Below are 18,040 nucleotides of genomic sequence, written 5' to 3' on the forward strand. Positions count from 1 at the left end.
GACGCGCTCGCGGCCCTGGCGATCGATGTCCTTGCCGATGACGCGCTCTTCCTGGGGAGACATGCAACAACCGCATTGGCTCATGGTGAAACTCCTCAATAGGGTGTTTTGTGCTCGAACCGGGGATTGTGACTTTTGTCGCAATGCCCCCCTTGAGCATCAACCATGCCATGCGGCTTATGGCCTTTATTTTATTGTATTTTCACGCCTGGCTCCGCCCGGGTGGAGCGGCGCTTCGCGGGCCCTTGTGTTGCAGCGCTGCAACGATTTTTGTCATAACATGCCGTGATGGCTGGGAATAAAAGGAGCGTGTTTTTTTGCGACGATGCAAAAAAACACGCTCCCGCTTCCTTCGCGGAGGCTGTTTCGGCGCGGAACACACGGGCTCCCGCGCGCGGGGCAGGCCCGTGGGGCGGCCGGAGCCCGGCGAGTATGACGGCCACCCGGCCACCAAGGGCTCCCGCGCGCGGGGGCGGCCCGGCCACCGCCCGGCCCCGGGGGGCGCGGTGGCGCGCGTCGCCGCGTCAGCGGGGCCCGCCGCCCTCCTCCCGCTCCCGGGCGGCGAAGCGTTCGTCGCCGCGGTGGGTGGCGGCGTTGCCCGACCGGCCCTCGAGCCAGCCCGCCCGGGCGGCGGGCCGGGAGTCGAAGTCCGGGACGTAGGGCTTGATGTCGATGACCGGCGTGCCGTCCAGCACGTCCACGTTGTCCAGGACCAGGCCCTCGGCGGTGACCGCGCACAGGGGCATTACCGACAGCCCCAGGGGGTTCGGCCGCAGGGGCGAGCGGGTGGCGAAGACGCCGCGCGGCGTCTGGTCCAGGAAGGGCAGCACCGTCAGTTCCGGGCCCCGGCTGCGGTGCAGGTGGTACAGGACGATGAGGTGCGAGAAGCCCTCGATATCCTTCAGTCCCTCGCGGAACTCCGGCAGGACCAGAATGGTCCCCTTGATGCCCTGGGCGCCCGTGGGCTGGATGGGCATGCCCTTGATATGCTTGTGCGGGGTCTGGAAGTGGCCGATGGGCCGGTAGGTGATGTCCATGGTCTGCTGCCTCGCGGGTTTTCCTGGTCTGTAGCAGGAAAGGTGCGGCAAAAAAAGCCTGTGATATCAGAGTATGATCCTTCGGTTCGGCCGGAGCAGGCCGCGGGGGCCGGGCTTCGGGGGGGTGCCGCAGCAGGCCCGGGCCGTCCTCGTCCCAGGTTTTGGCCGCGGGGGGCGGGCTTCGGAGGGGCGTGCCGCAGCAGGGTTTTGGCGAAGACTTTCTTGCCCGCGGCCGCGGGGGCCGGGCTTTGGAGGCCGCGCCGCAGGCGGGGCGGCGCACCGGAAAGGCGGCCGGGCGGCGGTCGGCGCCGTTTCCCGCCGCCCGTGCGCCGGGCTGGGTGCTGGCGGGGCGGGGCTCCGGTTCCGCCGCCCGCGCGCCGGTTCCGTTGGCCCTCCTGCGAGGTCGAATCCGGCGGAAGGCATTGGTTCGTGATTCTGACGTGGCACGTTTTCATTATGAAGCAGTCTTTTTTCCCTGGGCCAGCGCGGGGCGCGGGGACGGTCCGGGGCCTCCGTTGCCAGACACCGTGTTTTGATGTATCGCGGGGAAGCCTTCGGTTCAATGGCCCGGGGGCTCCTGGCCGGACGGTACCGGCCGGTCATACGAAAAAATATTTCAGGCATGAAAGAGAAACAGCAGCTCGCGATTTGTTGTGGAGCCGGGTGTGACGCTGGAAGGCGGGGCCCCGGCGCCCCGGCGGCGTCCCGGCGTGGCGGCTGGCGGCGCGTGGCGTCGCGCGGCCTGGGCGGGTTGGCCCTGCTGGCCCTGCTGGCTGGCGGTTCCCCGGGGGCGGCGGCCCTGGCCGCGTCTTCCGGCCCGGGGGGCGCGGAGCTGGAGCAGGCCGCCGGGCGGCTTGCCGGGGCGGTGACGGCCCAGGGCGAGGCCCAGCGGGGCGCCGACTCCTGGGCCCTGGAGCGCGACGCCCTGCGCGACGAGATCCGCCGCGAGGGCGAGACCCTGGCCTGGCTGGAGGCCGCCCTGGTCCGCCGCCAGGACTACATCGCCCGCCGCGAGGCCGTGGTGGCCGGGCTGCGCGACTCCGCCCGGGAACTGGCGGCCCTGGAGCGCGGGCTGGAGCCCGTGCTCGACGCCGTGCTCGTGCGCCTGGAGGAACTGGTGGCCGCCGACCTGGCCTTTTTGCCCCGGGAGCGCGCCGAGCGCCTGGAGATGCTGCGCGAGACCCTGGGCGACTACGGCCTGGCCCCGGGCGAGAAGCTGCGCCGCTTCCTGGAAGCCTTGCAGGTGGAGGCCGGATACGGCGCCCTGGTCGAAGCCTGGGACGAGGCCGTCGACCTGGAGGGTGCAAGGGTCCAGGGGCGGGTGTTGCGCCTGGGGCGCGCCGCGGCGCTGTTTTTATCGCGCGACGGGGCCCGGGCCGCGCGCCTTGTGCCCGGCGCGCCGGGCTGGGAGCCCCTGGGCGCCTCCGAGGCCCGGACCCTGGCCGAGGCCCTGGAAATGCACGACCATCGCCGGGCCTTCGAGCTGCTGGCCCTGCCCGTGGGCCCGGCGCGGCTTGAAGCCCCGGCCCCGGGGCAGGCCCCGGAGTCGGCCCCGGAGCAGGGCGGGGTGCGGCCATGACCCCCGCCCGGCGCACGAATCGCCCCCCGGCTCAGCCGCTGGCGCCTTCGGCCCCGGCCCGCGCGGGCCTTGCCCCCGCTGCTTTCCTGGCCGTGCTGCTTTTTGCCCTTGCCCTTGCTCCCTGTGCCGCCGCCCGGCAGGCCCCGGAACAGGCGGCCCGCGAGCTGGCCGCCCAGGCCGTCACGGCCCGGGCCGAGGCCGAGGCCCTGCGCCAGGACGTGGACCGGGAGCGGCGCGAGCTGCGCGCCGAGGCCGCCCGCCTGCGCGCTGCGCGCGCCGCCGCCGAGGAGCGTCTCGCGGCCCTGGACGCCCGCGTGGCCGCCCTGCGCACCGCGGAGGCCGAGGCCCGCACGGCCCTGGACACCTCGCGCGGGCAGGCCGGGCTGGTGCGCGCCGTCATGCGCGCTGCGGCGGGCGACGCCGACGGCCTGCTGGCGGGCAGCCCCCTGGCGGCGGAGGCCCCCGGGATCCGCGCGGCCCTGGCCCCGCTTCTGGACGACGACGCGCCCCTGGGGGCGGATTCCCTCGCGGCCCTGGTGGACGCCCTGTGCGCCGAGATCGCCTCGGGCGGCGGGCTGGTGGCCTTCGAGGGCGATTTCCTCGGGGCCGACGGCGCCCCCGCCCGGGGGCGCATCACCCGCCTGGGCCGCCTGGGGGCCTGGTACCTGGCCGACGGGCAGGCCGGATTCCTGCGCCTGGACGCGGCCCAGGGCCGCTACCTGGCCCTGGCGGCCTCCGCGCCCTGGAGCCTGTCGGGCACCCTGGAAGACTTCGCCGGGGGCACGGGCGGCACGGCGGTGCTGGACCTGTCCGGCGGCGCGGTGCTCGACCGCCTGGAGCAGGGCGGCGGCCCGGACTGGCTGGAGGCGGGCGGGTTCCTGGTCTGGCCCATCCTGCTGGTGGCCGTGGTGGCCGTGGCGCTGGTGCTCGAACGCTGCTGGACCCTGGCCCGGGTGCGCCCCGGCGGGGCCGGGCTGGCGGGCGAACTGGCGGACCTGCTGGCCCGGGGCCGGCTGGACGAGGGCCGCAGGCTTTGCGCCGCCCATGCGGGCACCCCGGCCGGGCGCGTGCTGGCCGCGGGGCTGGAATACACGGGCTGCACGCGCGACGTGCTGGAGAACGCCTTCCACGAGGCCGTGCTGCGCGAGGTGCCGCGCCTGGAGCGCTTCCTGCCGACCCTGGCCGTGCTGGCGGCGGTGGCGCCGCTGCTCGGCCTGCTGGGCACGGTCACGGGCATGATCGACACCTTCACGGCCATCACCTTCTCGGGCGGCGGCGACCCCCGGGCCCTGTCGGGCGGCATCAGCCAGGCCCTGGTGACCACCGAGCTGGGGCTCATGGTGGCCATCCCGGTGATGATCGCCCACCATTTCCTGGAGCGCCGGGTGGACCGCATCGTGGGCGACATGGAGGAAAAGGGCGTGGCCCTGACCGTGGCCATTCTGCGCGACAACGGCGCGGGCAACGGCAACGGCGCGGACCGCGCCAGCGGAGGCAGGCATGTGGCGGACCGCCCTTGAGGCCGGGCTCGGCTACCTGCGCACCGGGGGCTGGGTCATGCTGCCCCTGGTGCTGCTGTCGCTGTGGCTGTGGTTCCTGGTTTTCCTGAAGGCCCGCGAGCTGTGGCGCCTGCGCCGGGCGGACCGGCTCTGGCGCGCGGACCTGGAGGCCGCCTACGCCGCCCGGCGCACCGGCGACCCGGGCCTGGACGCCAAGCTCCTGCACGCCCTGTTCCACCGCCACGAGGCGGCGGTGGACCGCCACCTGGGCACCATCCTGGTCCTGGCCGGGGCCGCGCCCCTGCTGGGGCTGCTGGGCACGGTCACGGGCATGATCCGCACCTTCGCGGACATGGCGGTGCTCGGCGCGGGTAACGTCAAGGCCCTGTCGGCGGGCATTTCCGCCGCCCTGGTCACCACCCAGGCCGGGCTGGCCGTGGCCATCCCCGGGCTTTTCGCGGGCAGCCTGCTGCGTCGGCGCGCCGCGCGCCACAAGGCCCGCGTCCAGCGCCAGTGCCTGCTGCTCGGGCGCCCCGGAGCCCCGCAGGCCCGGCCATGAGCTGCTACCGCCACTCCCGCGCCCGGCGCGGCGGCCCGGCCGAGCTGAACATGGCCCCGCTCATCGACATGGTCTTCCTGCTGCTCATCTTCTTCCTGGTCACCTCCAGCTTCGTGCGCGAGGCCGGGGTGGACGTGCGCCGCCCCGAGGCCGCCACCGCCGTGGACGTGCAGGCCGAGACCCTGGTGGTGGCCATCACCGCCGAGGGCACCCTGCATGTGGATCATACCCGGGCCGACCTGCGCTCCATTCGCCCGCTGGTGGCCCGTTTCCTGGCCGCCACCCCGGGGGGGGCGGTGGTGGTCGCCGCCGACGAGGCCGCGCCCGCCGGGCAGGTGGTCCGCGTGCTGGATCAGTGCCGCCTGGCCGGGGCGCGCAACCTGGCCGTGGCCGCGCGGAGGCCCGAATGATCCGTTGCCCGGCCCGGGGCTGCGTGGGCGCGGGGGGCGGGGCGCCCCTCGGCGCCGTTTCCGGTCCGGCGCCGGGCCGGGCCTCCGGCGCGCGGCGGCGCCTGGGCGACCGCGCCCTGGCCGTGGCCCTGGCCGTGGCCGTCAACGTCGCGGTGTTCGTCGTCCTGCCGCTGCTGGCGCGCCAGGGGGCCCTGCCCGAGGCCGGGCCCGTCCAGCCTCCGGTGCGCGTCATCGAGGCGCCCCGGCTGCCGCCCCAGGCCCTGGCCCCCGAGCCCCTGCCCGAGGAGCCGCCGCCGCCCGAGCCCGCGCGGCGGCCCGAGCCCCTGCCGCCCCTGCCCCAGCCGCCCCGGCTCCAGGCCCGGGCGCCGCAGCCGCAGTTCGATTTCGCTCCCCGGCTGGCGGCGGCCGCGCCCCTGGCCCTGCCCGTGGCCCGGCCCCTGGAGCCCGCCGCGCCGCGCGCCTTCGAGCTGGCCGACGTGGACCAGGCCCCCCGGGTGGTGGCCTCCGCGCCCCCCGAGTACCCCTACGCCGCGCGCAGCCGCAACCAGAGCGGCACGGTCACCGTGCGCTTCCTGGTGGCCGAGGACGGCTCCGTGGCCGAGGTCGCGGTCCTGGCGGCGGACCCGCCCGGCGTGTTCGAATCCAGCGTGCTGCGCGCCGTGCGCGGCTGGCGTTTCAGCCCGGGGCGCCTGGGCGGGCGGGCCGTGCCCACCTGGGTCGAGCTGCCCGTGCGCTTCGGGCTGGGCGGGTAGGGCGGCCGTGGGCGCCATGCGGTTCACCGCTGCCCTGCTCCTGGCCTGCCTGCTGTGGGCCGTGGCCTGCGGCCCCGGGGCTGCCGCCGCCCCGGAGCCCGAGGAGGTCTCCGCCGCCGCGCGCACGGCCCTGCACGAGGCCGCCCAGGCCCTGGAGCAGGGCCGCCCGGCCCAGGCCGAGGCCGTTTTGCGCGCGCTCATCGCCGCCGAGGGTGCCGCCGCGCCCGTGCCGGTGTGGCATCTGCTGGGCAACGCCCTCTTTGCCCAGGACCGTCCGGCCGACGCCGCCCGGGCCTTTGCCTCCGGCCTGGAGCGCGCTCCCGGCGATCCGGCCCTGCACCGCAATCTGGGCATCGCCGCCTACCAGGGCCGGGACTACGCCCTGGCGGCCGAGCACCTGGAGCGCGCCGCCGCCCTGGCCCCGGAGCCCGAGCCGGAACTGCTGTTGCAGGCCGCCTCGGCCCGCCATCTGGCCGGGCAGTACCGCCAGGCCCTGCGCCTGCTCGAACCCCTGGCCGCCGGGGCCGGGGCCGACCCGCGCGCCCTGGAGCTGCTGGCCGCCGCCGCCCTGGCCAGTGGCGACGGCGCCCTGGCCGAGGCGGCCGCGCTGCGCTGCCTGCGGGCCGAGCCCGGGGCCGGGCGCTGGTGGCGGCTGCTGGCGGGAATCCGCAGCCAGCGTGGCGACCTTGCCGGAGCCGCGGCCGCCCTGGAGGCCCTGACCCGCCTGGAGCCGCCCGCTGCGCAGGACCTGCGCGCCCTGGCCGAGCTGTACCTGGCCGCCGGGGCCCTGCCCCTGGGCATCCGGGCCCTGGAGCGCGCCGCCGGGCCCCGGCCCGGCCCGGGCGACTGCGATGCCCTGGCCCTGGCCAACCATCGGGCCGGGCGGCTGGACGAGGCCCTGCGCTGGCTGGAAGCCGCCCAGGCCCAGGCCCCGGACGCCGAACGCCTGCTGCGCATGGCCGCCATGCTCGAAGCCCGGGGCCGTGCGGCCCAGGCCGCCGATGCCTGCGCCCGGGCCCTGGAGCTGGACCCCGGCAACGCCCGGGCCTGGTTGCGCCTGGGCTGGCTGGCCCGCGAGGCCGGGCGCCCGGCCCAGGCCCGTCAGGCCCTGGAGCGCGCCGCCGCCTTCGCCCCGACGGCGGCCGCAGCGCGCCGGGCCCTGGAGCTGCTGGGCGCGGACGAAGGCCCGGGCTGACGCCCGGGCGCCGGGTGCGGCGGAGCCGGGGGGGCGTGGATGAGGCTGCCGCAGCGAGGGCGGGGCGCCCGTTCTTTTCAGGATCGGGGGCCCCGCCCTTGCCGCGTCCCGGCGGCCTGTGCCCGGGGCGGGATTCGGGGCTCAGGCCAGGGTGTTTCGCAGCAGGGCCGCGCCGATGGTCCACATGGTGGCGCAGACCAGGGCGTCCAGGGTGCGCCAGGCCCCCGGGCGGGCGAAGACCGGGGCCAGCAGCCGCCCGCCCAGGCCCAGGGCCAGGAACCATGACAGCGACGCGCAGGCCGCGCCCGCGCCGAAGGCATAGCGCCCCGGCCCCGGGAACTGCCCGCTCAGGCTGCCCAGCATGACCACCGTGTCCAGGTAGACGTGGGGGTTCAGCAGGGTCACGGCCAGGGTCGCCGCCAGGGTCGGGCCCAGGCCCGTCGGCCCCCGGCCGCCCGCGTCCAGGCGCCCGCCGCGCAGGGCCGAACGCAGGGCCCCCAGGCCGTAGCAGAACAGGAACGCCGCCCCGCCCCAGGCCGCCACGCGCCCCAGGAACGGGTTGGCCGCCACCGCGGCGCCCATGCCCACCACCCCCGCGCCGATGAGCAGCGCGTCGCACAGGCTGCACAGCAGGGCCACGGCCCAGGCGTGGTTGCGGCGCACGCTCTGGGTCAGGACGAAGGCGTTCTGCGCGCCGATGGCCGCGATGAGCCCGCCCCCGACCCCGAACCCCTGGAAAAACGGCATGAGCATGGCGAAACCTCCCTGGCGCGGACGGATGCGCCGCGCCAGGGCCTTGTATTCCGGCCGCGACTCGCAGTAAAATTGATTGTTTTGATTTTCCATTAGAGATGCTAATGACGCGCCATGCACGACTACAAGCTTCTTGAGGCCCTGGCGGCCGTTGTCCGGGAGGGCGGGTTCGAGCGGGCGGCGCGCTCCCTGTGCCTGACGCAGTCGGCCGTGTCCCAGCGGGTGCGCCTGCTGGAGGAGCGCACCGGGCGGGTGCTGCTCACGCGCGCCTCGCCGCCGCGTCCCACGGCCGACGGCCGCCGCCTCATCCGCCACTGCCTCCAGGTCCGCCGCCTGGAGGAGGACCTCGCCGCGGAGCTGGACCCGGCGGCCCCGGGCGGACGGCCCGTGCTGCGCATCGGCATCAACGCCGACAGCCTGGATTTCTGGTTCATGGACGCGGTGACGGACTTCGTGCGCGAGCGCGGCGCCCTGCTGGACCTGGCCGTGGACGACCAGGAGCGCACCCACCGCATGCTGGCCGACGGCGAGGTGCTCGGCTGCGTGAGCGCGCGCGCCGAGCCCATGCAGGGCTGCACCGTGCGCCTCCTGGGCGTCATGCGCTACGGCCTGCTGGCCACGCCGGGCTTCGTGCGCCGGTACTTCCCCCGGGGGCTGACCCGCGAGGCCGCCGCCCGGGCTCCGGCGGTGCGCTTCAACCGCGCCGACGACCTGCACGACCTGGTGCTGGGGCGGCTGTTCCCCGACCCGCCCCGGGACTATCCCGTGCACTTCGTGCCCGCGCCGGGGCGCTTCATGGCCCTGGCCGAGGCCGGGCTGGCCTGCGGCATGACGCCGTTCATCCAGGCCGCCGCCGCCCTGGAGGCCGGGCGGCTGGTCTGCGTGGACCCGCGCACCGAGGTCCCCGTGGCCCTCTATTGGCACCGCTGGAACCTGCGCTCGCCGCTGCTGGAGGCCCTGAGCGAGGCCCTGGCCCGGGGCGCGCGGCGAATGCTCGAACCCTGGGAGGGCGGTGCGCGGGGGGGCGCCCCGGCCTGAGCGGGCGGCCCGGGGCGCGAAAACGGCCGCGCGCCGGGGATGATCGATTCCCGCGTCCCCGGGCCGATCGATTCCTGTCCGTTCGGCGCCCGCCGGGCTTTACATGTCTTTGCGTCCCGTGGTTTAAGGAAGCGTGCGCAGGCCGCCCGGGGCGGCGCGCCCCGCGTCGCGGACGGGGGAGACACCGGGATGCGGCCATGCACGGTACGATCATCGCCTGCCACGAATGCGATCTGCTGCAACGCGCGGTGGCCCTGCCCCCGGGCGGGGTGGCCCGCTGCGCGCGGTGCGGCGCCGTGCTCTACCGCCACGGCGCCACGGGGCTGGACCAGGTCCTGGCCCTGACCGTGGCCGGGTTGATCCTCTTCGTCCTGGCCAACGCCTTTCCGCTCCTGACCATGCGCATCGAGGCCAACGTGCAGCAGGCCTCGCTGCTTTCCGGCGCCTGGCTGCTGGCCGACCAGGGCATGGCCGGGCTGGCGCTGCTGGTGGTCCTGACCAGCGCGGTGATCCCGCTGCTCAAGCTGACCCTGCTGGCCTACATCCTCCTGCCCCTGCGTCTGGGCCTGCCCGCCCCGGGCACGGCCCGGGCCCTGCGCGCCGTGCTGGCCCTGCAACCCTGGGCCATGATGGAGGTCTTCCTGCTGGGCGTGCTGGTGGCCATGGTCAAGCTGTCGTCCATGGCCGAGATCGTCGTCGGCCCGGCGCTGTATGCCTTCGGGTTCCTTGTGCTGGTGCTGGCAGGCATCACCTCCAGCCTGGACCCCCGCGCGGTCTGGGACCGGCTGGAGATCCGCCGGTGAGCGCCGCGTCCGGCCTTTCCCGGCCGCCCGGCCTCGGCGCGCCCGCCCCGGAGCCCGGCCCCGCGCCCACCGCGGCCGGCGCCGGGCTGGTGAGCTGCCACTGCTGCCATCTGCTGGTGCGCCCGCCGGCAGGGGGCGCGGACCACGCGGCCTGCCCGCGTTGCGGCGCCGCCCTGCACAGCCGCAAGCCCGACAGCTTCGGGCGCACCTGGGCCTATCTCGTCACCGCCGTGATCTTCTACGTCCCGGCCATGACCCTGCCCATCATGACCACCGTGACCACCTTCGGCGGGGCGCGCAAGGACACGGTGCTCTCGGGAGTCTACTATCTGCTGACCACGGGCATGTGGCCCCTGGCGGCCATCGTGTTCTTCGCCAGCGTGGTGGTGCCCGTGCTCAAGATCGTCGTCCTCGTGCTGCTGCTGCTCTCCTCGCGCCACGGCGGGAGCTGGCGCCGCCACGACCGGGCCCGCCTCTACCGGCTGACGGAGGCCGTGGGCCGCTGGTCCATGGTCGATGTCTATGTGGTGACCATCCTGGTGGCCCTGGTGCGCCTCCAGGCCCTGGCGTTCATCGAGGCCGAGCAGGGCGCCGTGTTTTTCGCCGCCGTGGTGGTGTTGACCATGTTCGCCGCCCGCAGCTTCGATCCCCGCCTGATCTGGGACCAGAAAAGCGAGAGTCCGTCATGACCGAACCGTCCGTCCACCCCACCCCCGAGGCCGGGAGCGCCGGGCCCGCGCCGGATTTCGCGGCGCTGCCCACGGCCCGGGTGCGCCGCAGGCGCCTGGTGTCCATCGTCTGGCTCATCCCCCTGGTGGCCGCCGTGGCCGCCGCCTGGATGGCCTTCGACGCCTTCAAGGCCCAGGGCACGCTGATCACCATCAAGATGGACACGGCCGAGGGCATCGTCGCCGGCAAGACCAGGGTCAAGTTCAAGGATGTCGAGGTGGGGCTGGTGGAGTCCGTGCGCTTCGACGACACCCTGGAGCATGTGCTGGTCACGGCGCGCCTGGTCAGCGACCTGGACCGCTACCTGCGCTCGGAAACGCAGTTCTGGCTCGTGCGCCCGAGGATCACGCCCAGCGAGGTCTCGGGCCTGGAAACCCTGTTCTCCGGGGCCTACATCGGCATCTGGCCGTCCAGGAAGGGCAAGCTGCAAAGCGAGTTCACGGCCCTCAAGGCCCCGCCCCTGGTCACCAGCGACGCGGGCGGCAGCCACTTCCTGCTGCGGACAACCACCCTCGGATCCCTGGACATCGGCTCGCCGGTCTACTTCCGCCGGATCAAGGTCGGCCAGGTGGTGGGCTACGAGCTGAAGAAGAACGACCAGGTGGAGGTCAAGGTCTTCGTCCAGGCGCCGTACCATGAGCGCGTGCGCCGCAACACGCGCTTTTGGAACGCCTCCGGCGTGGACCTGCGCCTGGACGCCCGGGGCCTGCGCATGCAGACCGAGTCCCTGGTGTCCCTGCTGCTGGGCGGCGTGGCCTTCGACAGCCCCGGGGCCGACGATGCCTCGGAGCCCGCCCCGCCCGAGGCGCTGTTCACCCTGCATCCCTCGCGCGAGCGCGGCTTCGAGCGCGCCTTCGACTACCGCGAGCGCTATGTGCTGCATTTCGACGAATCCGTGCGCGGCCTCGCCGTGGGGGCGCCCGTGGAGTTCCGGGGCATGTCCATCGGCCGCGTGACGGACATCCGCCTGGAGATGGACCCCCGGCGCAGGCTCGCGCGCATCCCCGTGACCATCGAGATCGAGCCCGAGCGGTTCACCCTGCGCGGCCGGGACGCCGGGCGCGACGCGGTGGTGCGCTCCCTGGTGGCGATGGGCATGCGCGCCCAGCTCAAGACCGGCAACCTGCTCACCGGCCAGACCTATGTGGACATGGACCTGTACCCGCGCATGGCCCCCGGGCGCGTGGACACCTCCGGGCAGCTGCCCGAGCTGCCCACGGCGCCCTCGGCCCTGGGCGGGCTGCTGGCCAGCGTCCAGCGCGTGCTGGCTCGGGTGGAGCAGGTGCCTATGGGCGACATCGCCCGCGAGCTGCGCTCCACTATGGACTCCATCCGCGTGACCCTGGAGCAGATGCGCCAGCTCATGGGCACCGCGCGCGAGCTGGACCTCTTGCCGGGCATGGCCCGGACCCTGGACCAGGCCACCGCCACCCTGGAGCGGGCCGAAGCCGCCCTGGCGCCCGACGCCACCCTGCGCACGGACATGCGCAAGCTGCTGCGCGAGCTGGGCGACGCGGCGCGCTCCTTGCGCGTGCTTTCCGAAACCCTCGAACGGCAGCCCGACGCGCTGCTCTACGGCAAGGAGGCCCCGTGATGCGCGCCCGCCCCGCCCCGGCCCGAACCCTGCGGACCCTGGCCCTGCTCCTGGGCCTCGCGGCGGCCCTGTGCGGCTGCCGGGGCGCCGTGGAACCCACGGCCTTCTACACCCTGGAGTCCCGGAGCCCGGCGGCCCTGGCCCCCGGGCCCGGCCCGGCCGTGGGCGTGGGTCCGCTGGAGATTCCCCGGGTCATCGACCGCCCGCAGCTGGTGATCCGAGACTCGGGCCAGAGCGTGCACCTGGAGGAGTTCCACCGCTGGGCCGGGCCCCTGGACGAGGCCGTGCTCGGCGCCCTGGTGGGCGACATCGCCGCGCTGCTGGATTCCCAGCGCGTGGTGGGCCACCCGTGGGAGGGATTCATCGACCCCGACTACCGGGTGCCGGTGACCGTGGCCCGGCTGGACGGCGCCCCGGGGGGCGAGGTTGTGCTGGAGGCCACCTGGGGCGTGCTTCCGCGCGGGGCCGAACGGGCCGAGGTCGTGCGGCGCACCACCCTGCGCGAGCCCGTGGCCGGGGCGGACCACGCCGCCCTGGTGGCCGCCCACGGTCGGGCCCTGGGCGCCCTGGCCCGGGAGATGGCCGAGGCCATTTTGGCCCTGCGGGCCCGGGGGCGCTGACCGGGCCGGCCGGCCTCAGCCGCCGCAACGCCGCCCGCCGCCGGGCCGGGCTTGCGCGACCCTGCGGGGCCTTGCGCGACCCTGCGCGGTTTTTCCAGATTAAAGTCTTTTAATCCGGTGTGTTGTCTTTGCGCGCCGTTGGCCGTTCTGGAACATGGCTTGCTCTTTTACTCTGCACAAGACACCCCGGGGCTGCGGCCCGTCGCGCCGGGCAACGCCGTGCGACGGGCCGGGCCCGCACCCAGGGAGGACCCATGAGCGCCATCCGATTGCTCCTTGTGGACGACGAGAGCGAGTTCCTGGACCTGATGCGCAAGCGGCTTTCGCGGCGCAATGTGGAATTGACCGTCGCCTCCGGCGGCGAGGAGGCCCTGGCCCTGGCCGCGACCCAGCGCTTCGATGTCATCGTGCTGGATGTGCGCATGCCGGGCATGGACGGCCTTGAGATCCTGGAGCGCCTGCGCTCGGTGGATCACCGGGCCGAGGTCCTGCTGCTCACCGGGCACGCCAGCGTGGAATCGGCGCGCAAGGGGCTGGAGCTGGGCGCCTTCGACTATCTGCTCAAGCCGGTGCCCATCAACGAGTTCCTGTTCCGCATCCAGGACGCCTGCCAGCGCAGCCGCCTGAGGGCGGGCCGCGGCTAGGGGGGCGCATGGGTTCGCTGCGTCGGCTGCTGCGCTCCCTGGCCGGGCTTTTGCGCGACGCGCCCGACCCGGCGCGCGAGGCGGCCCTGCTCCAGGCCCACCGCGAGCGCTGCCTCAACTTCCGCGTCCTGCTGGCCGCCAACAACCGGGCCCTGGAGCTCATGGGCGCCATGCAGGAGGCCCTGCGCGGCCCGCGGGCCTTCGGCATGAACTTCGTGCGCGCCAGTTGCACCGCCGTGAGCGCCGAGGTGCTGCGCATGGCCCGGGCCCTGTGCGCCCTGGCTCCGGGACGGTACGAGGCCCTGCTGCCGCGCCATGCGGCCATTGCCGGGCGCCTGGAGGCCCTGCTGGCCCCCGGCCCGCCGCCCGCCCCGGGGCCGCTGGTGCTGCCCGTGGCGGCCCTGCGCGCCGCCGACGCTCCGCGCGCCGGGGGCAAGGCCGCCATGCTCGGCGAGCTGGGCACGCTGCCCGGGGTGCGCGTGCCCCGGGGGTTCGTGGTCACCGTGTCCGGGTTCGCGGCCTTCATGGCCCATCAGGACCTGCGCGTGGAGCTGGAGCGGCTGGGCCAGACCCAGGCCGGAAGCGGGTTGGACGGGCTGTATTCGCTGTCCGCCGCCCTGCAACAGCGCATCGTGGCCACGCCGCTGCCCCCGGCCCTGGGCGAGGCCCTGGCCGCCGGGCTGGCGGAGCTGCTGGCCGCCCACGGGCCGGGCCTGCGCCTGGCCGTGCGCTCCAGCGCCGTGGGCGAGGACGCTGCCCAGACATCCTTCGCCGGGCAATACCGCTCGGAGCTCAACGTGCATCCCGATTCCCTGGGCGACGTGTATCGCGACGTGGTCGCCTCGCTGTACGGCGCCACGGCGATGGCCTACCGCCTGGGCCGCGGCCTGCGCGACGAGGACGTGCCCATGGCCGTCCTGGTGCTGCCCATGGTCCCCAGCCTGTGCGGCGGGGTGGCCTACACCGCCAACCCCCTGGACGCCGCCGACCGGACCCTGACCGTCAGCGCCGTGCACGGCCTGCCCAAGGCCGTGGTGGACGGCTCCGACGCGGCCGACACCTGGCTCCTGGCGCGCGGCCCGCAGGGGCCCGAGCTTGTGCGCGCCGAGCACACGGCCCAGGAGACGGCCTACGTTCCCGGCGCCGGGGAGGGCCTGGAGCGCGAGCTGCTGGACGCGGCCACGGCCGGGCGCCCGACCCTGGAGCCCGAAGCCGTGCTGCGGCTGGCGCGGCTGGCCCTGGCCGTGGAGGCCCATTGCGGCGGCCCGCAGGACATCGAATGGGCCCTGGAGCCCGACGGGGAATTCACCCTGCTCCAGGCCCGGCCCCTGGGCCTGGCCGCCGGGGACGGCCCCGGGGCCGCGCAGGCGCCCTCCGCCGCGGCTCCGCCGCCTGCCGCCGAGGGGCCGGATGGCCCGTCCGTCCTGTATCGCGGGGGAGTCACGGCCAGTTCCGGGGTCGGGTCCGGGCCCGTGCGCGTGGCGCGCAGGCCTGCGGACGCCCTGGGCTTTCCCGAGGGCGCGGTGCTCGTGGCACCCCTGGCCCTGCCGGAGTGGGCGCCGCTGCTTTCGCGGGCGGCGGCCCTGGTCTGCGAGCGCGGCGGGGTCACCGGCCACCTGGCCACCGTGGCCCGCGAGTTCGCCGTCCCGGCGCTTTTTGCCTGCCAGGGGGCGGTCGCCGCCCTGCCGGAGGGCGGCGAGGTCACCGTGGACGCCGACGCCGCCGTGATCCTGGCCGGGCGCCGCGAGGTCGCGCCGCAATCCCGGGAGCCGCGCCGCAGCCCCATCCACGGCTCGCCCGTCCACCAGGCCCTGGCCCGCGCCGCGGAGCTGGTGGTGCCCCTGCGCCTGCTGGACCCGCAGGGGGAGGGCTTCCGCCCCGAGGCCTGCGCCACCCTGCACGACATCACCCGCTTCTGCCACGAGAAGGCCGTGGCCGAGATGTTCGACCCGGACAACGCCCTGCCCCTGCCCGAAGGCGCGGCCCGGCGGCTGGTCTGCGGCGTGCCCATGCAGTACTGGGTGGTGGACCTGGGCGGCGGACTCGCCCGGGCCGTGGACGGGCCCACCGTGACCCTGGACGACATCGCCTGCGCGCCCATGCTGGCCCTGTGGCGCGGCATGACCGCGCAGCCCTGGGCGGGCCCCCCGCCGGTGAACGCCCGGGGCTTCCTCTCCGTGCTGGCCGAGGCCACGGCCAACCCGGACCTGGAGGCCGCGGCGGCCTCACGCTTCAGCGAGCGCAACTATTTCATGATCTCCAAGACGTTCTGCAACCTGCATTCGCGGTTCGGGTTCCATTTCAGCATCGTGGAGGCCGAGGCCGGGGAGGATCCCGGGGGCAACCATGTGAGCCTGCGCTTCAACGGCGGGGCCGCCGACCGCCAGCGCCGCGAGCTGCGCGCCCGGTTCATCGCCGGGCTGCTCGAGGAGCGCGGGATGCGCGTGGATGTGACCGGGGACGCCCTGGCCGCGCGGGCCGAGGCCCTGGCCGCCCCCCGGGTCCTGGAATTGCTGGAAGTCCTGGGATATCTTGTGATACACACGAGGCAACTGGATATGATCATGGCCGATCCTGTCGAGTCCGCCCGGCGGACCAGGGCCGTGCGCGACGGACTGCTGGCCCTGGCGGGCGGCTCCCCCCGGCGCTAGAAATCCGGCCCTTGCGCGATTTTGCCACTTAGTTTTCCAGCAGGCACGACATGTTGCGTAAGTCGCGCAAGGCGACATCCTGGCTCGTGTCTTGCTCTGTCCCTCTTGGGCGGGGCCGGTTTTCCCGGCCCTGCGGCACAGCGCTGGAGGCGGCGATGGCGATGCAGGAATACAGGCGGCTGCGGTGGAGGATAACGGCCACGACCCTGGCCTTTTCCCTCATTCCCCTGCTGCTCATGGGCTATGTGATCCACCGCCAGTTCAGCGAGGCGTACACCGAGAAGGTCATGACATCCATGGCCTCCACGGTGGTCAACAAGCGCCGCTCCCTGGACCTGTTCCTGGACGAGCGCCTGTCCCAGCTGCGCACCCTCGGCCAGACCCATTCCTTCGCCGATCTGACCGAGTCCGGAGGGCTGGCGGCGGTGTTCGGCGTGGTGCAGGCCAACTCCCGCTCCTACATCGACCTGGGCGTCATCGACGCCCAGGGCCGCCATGTGGCCTATGTGGGCCCCTACAAGCTGGCCGGGATCAACTACAGCGGCGAGGAGTGGTTCGCCGAGGCCATGCTCAAGGGCCAATACATGAGCGACGTGTTCCTGGGGTTCCGCAACTTCCCGCACTTCATCATCGCCGTGCGCTGCGGCCAGGGCGACAAGGCCTGGATCCTGCGGGCGACCATCGACTCCGAGGTGTTCAACTCGCTGGTGCAGAGCCTGCGCACGGGCCAGACGGGCGACGCCTTCCTGGTCAACGCCGCCGGGCAGCTCCAGACGCCCACGCGCTTTGGCGGCAGCGTGCTCCAGGAGTCGGGGCTGCCCGGGGTGAACCTGTTCCACGGCGAGCGCGTGGAGGAGACGACCCTGGGCGGGCGGCGGGTCATCACCGGCCAGTCGTGGCTCACGCGCGCGCGCTGGCTGCTCGTGGTCACCGAAGACCCCGACGAGACCATGTCGCCGCTGATCCGCACGCGTTCCATCGGCGCCCTGGCCTTGGGCCTGGTGGCGCTGATGATCGTCACCGGCACGGTGCTCACGGCGCGCTCCATGGTCGCCAAGCTGGAGGCCGCCGACCGCGAGCGCGCCACCCTGGACGCCGGGCTCATGCAGTCGGCCAAGATGGCCGCCCTGGGCAAGCTGGCGGCCGGGGTGGCCCACGAGATCAACAACCCCCTGACGCTCATCATGGAGAGCGCGGGCTGGATCAAGGACCTGCTCACCGAGGAGAACCCCGAGACCATCGAGAACTTCACCGAGATTGAGTCCGCCGTGCACAAGATCGAAGACCATGTGGAGCGCGCCCGGGCCGTGACCCACCGCATGCTCGGCTTCGCCCGGCGCATGGAGCCGGTGGAGGAGGACGTGGACATGAACCATGTGGCCGAGCAGACCCTGTCGTTTTTGCGCAGCGAGGCCATGCACCGCGACATCGCCCTGCGCCGCGACTACGCCCAGGACCTGCCGCGCATCAGCACCGACACGGCCCAGGTCCAGCAGGTGCTGCTGAACATCCTGGAGAACGCCATCGACGCCGTGGGCCGCAACGGCACCGTGGCCCTGGCCACGGGGCGCACCGAGGACGGCCAGGCCGTGTGGCTCAGCGTGAGCGACACCGGCCCGGGCATCCCCGAGGGCTACCTGTCGCGCATTTTCGACCCCTTCTTCACCACCAAGGCCCCCGGCGAGGGCACGGGCCTGGGCCTGTCCATCGCCTACAGCATCATCCGCAAGCTCGGCGGGCGGCTTGCGGCGTCCAACGGCCAGCATGGCGGCGCGGTGTTCACCATCACCCTGCCCCTGGAAGGGCACGGCGCGGCCCATGCGGCGCAGGCCGCCGAGGAGGGCTGACATGGACCCCATCAAGGTGCTGGTCGTGGACGACGAGCCCGATTTCGTCCAGCTGTTCGTCAAGCGCTTTGCCAAGCGCAACCTCGACGTGGTGTCGGCCCCGGGCGGGCGCGAGGCGCTGGAGCTTTTGCGCGCCACGCCCGTGGACGTGGTGGTCCTGGACGTGCGGATGCCCGGCATGGACGGGCTGGAGGTCCTGCGCGAGATCAAGCGCCGCCATCCGCTGATCGAGGTCATCATGCTCACGGGCCACGGCTCGGCGGAGTCCGGCCTGCGCGGCATGAGCCTTGGGGCCTACGACTACGTCATGAAGCCCTTTCACATCGACGA

The 18,040-nt window shown here is 74.2% G+C and carries 17 protein-coding genes; 15 read left to right on the forward strand and 2 right to left on the reverse strand.

The genetic code is table 11. From position 1 onward, the window contains the following. Positions 1-524: 524 nt before the first annotated feature. Complete coding sequence (tsaA, locus tag M0P34_RS04965; protein ID WP_291496993.1) at positions 525-1,037, reverse strand: tRNA (N6-threonylcarbamoyladenosine(37)-N6)-methyltransferase TrmO; 513 nt, start codon at positions 1,035-1,037, stop codon at positions 525-527. A gap of 727 nt (positions 1,038-1,764) precedes the next feature. Between tsaA and M0P34_RS04970 the strand changes: the two genes are divergently transcribed. From M0P34_RS04970 to M0P34_RS04995, 6 genes are all read left to right on the forward strand, one after another. Then, the gene (locus M0P34_RS04970) at positions 1,765-2,616 is read left to right on the forward strand and encodes a DUF3450 domain-containing protein (protein ID WP_291496995.1); all 852 of its coding nucleotides are present in this window, start codon (positions 1,765-1,767) and stop codon (positions 2,614-2,616) included. Between the two features lie 92 nt (positions 2,617-2,708). Then, complete coding sequence (locus M0P34_RS04975) at positions 2,709-4,136, forward strand: MotA/TolQ/ExbB proton channel family protein (protein WP_291496997.1); 1,428 nt, start codon at positions 2,709-2,711, stop codon at positions 4,134-4,136. Beyond that, on the forward strand, positions 4,117-4,674 hold the full coding sequence (locus M0P34_RS04980; protein ID WP_291496999.1) for a MotA/TolQ/ExbB proton channel family protein: 558 nt from the start codon (positions 4,117-4,119) through the stop codon (positions 4,672-4,674). The genes M0P34_RS04975 and M0P34_RS04980 overlap by 20 nt, the downstream gene beginning before the upstream one ends. Then, positions 4,671-5,084, forward strand: a complete 414-nt coding sequence (locus M0P34_RS04985; RefSeq protein ID WP_291497002.1) for a biopolymer transporter ExbD — start codon at positions 4,671-4,673, stop codon at positions 5,082-5,084. Before M0P34_RS04980 ends, M0P34_RS04985 begins: the two co-directional genes overlap by 4 nt. After that, positions 5,081-5,836, forward strand: a complete 756-nt coding sequence (locus M0P34_RS04990) for an energy transducer TonB (RefSeq protein ID WP_291497004.1) — start codon at positions 5,081-5,083, stop codon at positions 5,834-5,836. The genes M0P34_RS04985 and M0P34_RS04990 overlap by 4 nt, the downstream gene beginning before the upstream one ends. Positions 5,837-5,852: 16 nt before the next feature. Further along, a complete protein-coding gene (locus M0P34_RS04995; RefSeq protein ID WP_291497022.1) occupies positions 5,853-7,031 on the forward strand; it encodes a tetratricopeptide repeat protein in 1,179 nt (392 codons plus the stop codon). A 141-nt stretch (positions 7,032-7,172) separates the two neighbouring features. Here the strand turns inward: M0P34_RS04995 and M0P34_RS05000 are convergent, their stop codons facing one another. Then, positions 7,173-7,784 carry a LysE/ArgO family amino acid transporter gene (locus M0P34_RS05000; protein WP_291497024.1) on the reverse strand — a complete coding sequence of 204 codons (612 nt, stop codon included), beginning with the start codon at positions 7,782-7,784 and terminating at the stop codon, positions 7,173-7,175. Positions 7,785-7,898: 114 nt separating this feature from the next. Between M0P34_RS05000 and M0P34_RS05005 the strand changes: the two genes are divergently transcribed. From M0P34_RS05005 to M0P34_RS05045, 9 genes are all read left to right on the forward strand, one after another. Further along, complete coding sequence (locus M0P34_RS05005; protein WP_291497005.1) at positions 7,899-8,822, forward strand: LysR family transcriptional regulator ArgP; 924 nt, start codon at positions 7,899-7,901, stop codon at positions 8,820-8,822. Between the two features lie 197 nt (positions 8,823-9,019). Then, positions 9,020-9,625 (forward strand): paraquat-inducible protein A, encoded by a 606-nt coding sequence (locus tag M0P34_RS05010; RefSeq protein ID WP_291497008.1) that lies wholly within the window; start codon positions 9,020-9,022, stop codon positions 9,623-9,625. Continuing rightward, positions 9,622-10,314 carry a paraquat-inducible protein A gene (locus M0P34_RS05015; RefSeq protein WP_291497010.1) on the forward strand — a complete coding sequence of 231 codons (693 nt, stop codon included), beginning with the start codon at positions 9,622-9,624 and terminating at the stop codon, positions 10,312-10,314. The genes M0P34_RS05010 and M0P34_RS05015 overlap by 4 nt, the downstream gene beginning before the upstream one ends. After that, complete coding sequence (locus M0P34_RS05020) at positions 10,311-11,948, forward strand: MlaD family protein (protein ID WP_291497012.1); 1,638 nt, start codon at positions 10,311-10,313, stop codon at positions 11,946-11,948. The genes M0P34_RS05015 and M0P34_RS05020 overlap by 4 nt, the downstream gene beginning before the upstream one ends. Then, on the forward strand, positions 11,948-12,568 hold the full coding sequence (locus tag M0P34_RS05025; RefSeq protein ID WP_291497026.1) for a PqiC family protein: 621 nt from the start codon (positions 11,948-11,950) through the stop codon (positions 12,566-12,568). The genes M0P34_RS05020 and M0P34_RS05025 overlap by 1 nt, the downstream gene beginning before the upstream one ends. Positions 12,569-12,822: 254 nt before the next feature. Next, complete coding sequence (locus M0P34_RS05030) at positions 12,823-13,212, forward strand: response regulator (RefSeq protein WP_291497014.1); 390 nt, start codon at positions 12,823-12,825, stop codon at positions 13,210-13,212. An 8-nt stretch (positions 13,213-13,220) separates the two neighbouring features. Next, positions 13,221-15,863, forward strand: coding sequence for a PEP/pyruvate-binding domain-containing protein (locus M0P34_RS05035; protein ID WP_291497016.1), 2,643 nt, complete (start codon positions 13,221-13,223; stop codon positions 15,861-15,863). Positions 15,864-16,018: 155 nt separating this feature from the next. Next, complete coding sequence (locus M0P34_RS05040; RefSeq protein WP_291497018.1) at positions 16,019-17,710, forward strand: PAS domain-containing sensor histidine kinase; 1,692 nt, start codon at positions 16,019-16,021, stop codon at positions 17,708-17,710. Between the two features lies 1 nt (position 17,711). Beyond that, positions 17,712-18,040 (forward strand): response regulator (locus tag M0P34_RS05045; RefSeq protein ID WP_291497020.1); only part of this gene is annotated, 329 nt, incomplete at its 3' end.

The sequence above is a fragment of the Desulfocurvus sp. genome (genome assembly GCF_023230885.1).
GTDB lineage: Bacteria > Desulfobacterota > Desulfovibrionia > Desulfovibrionales > Desulfovibrionaceae > Desulfocurvus.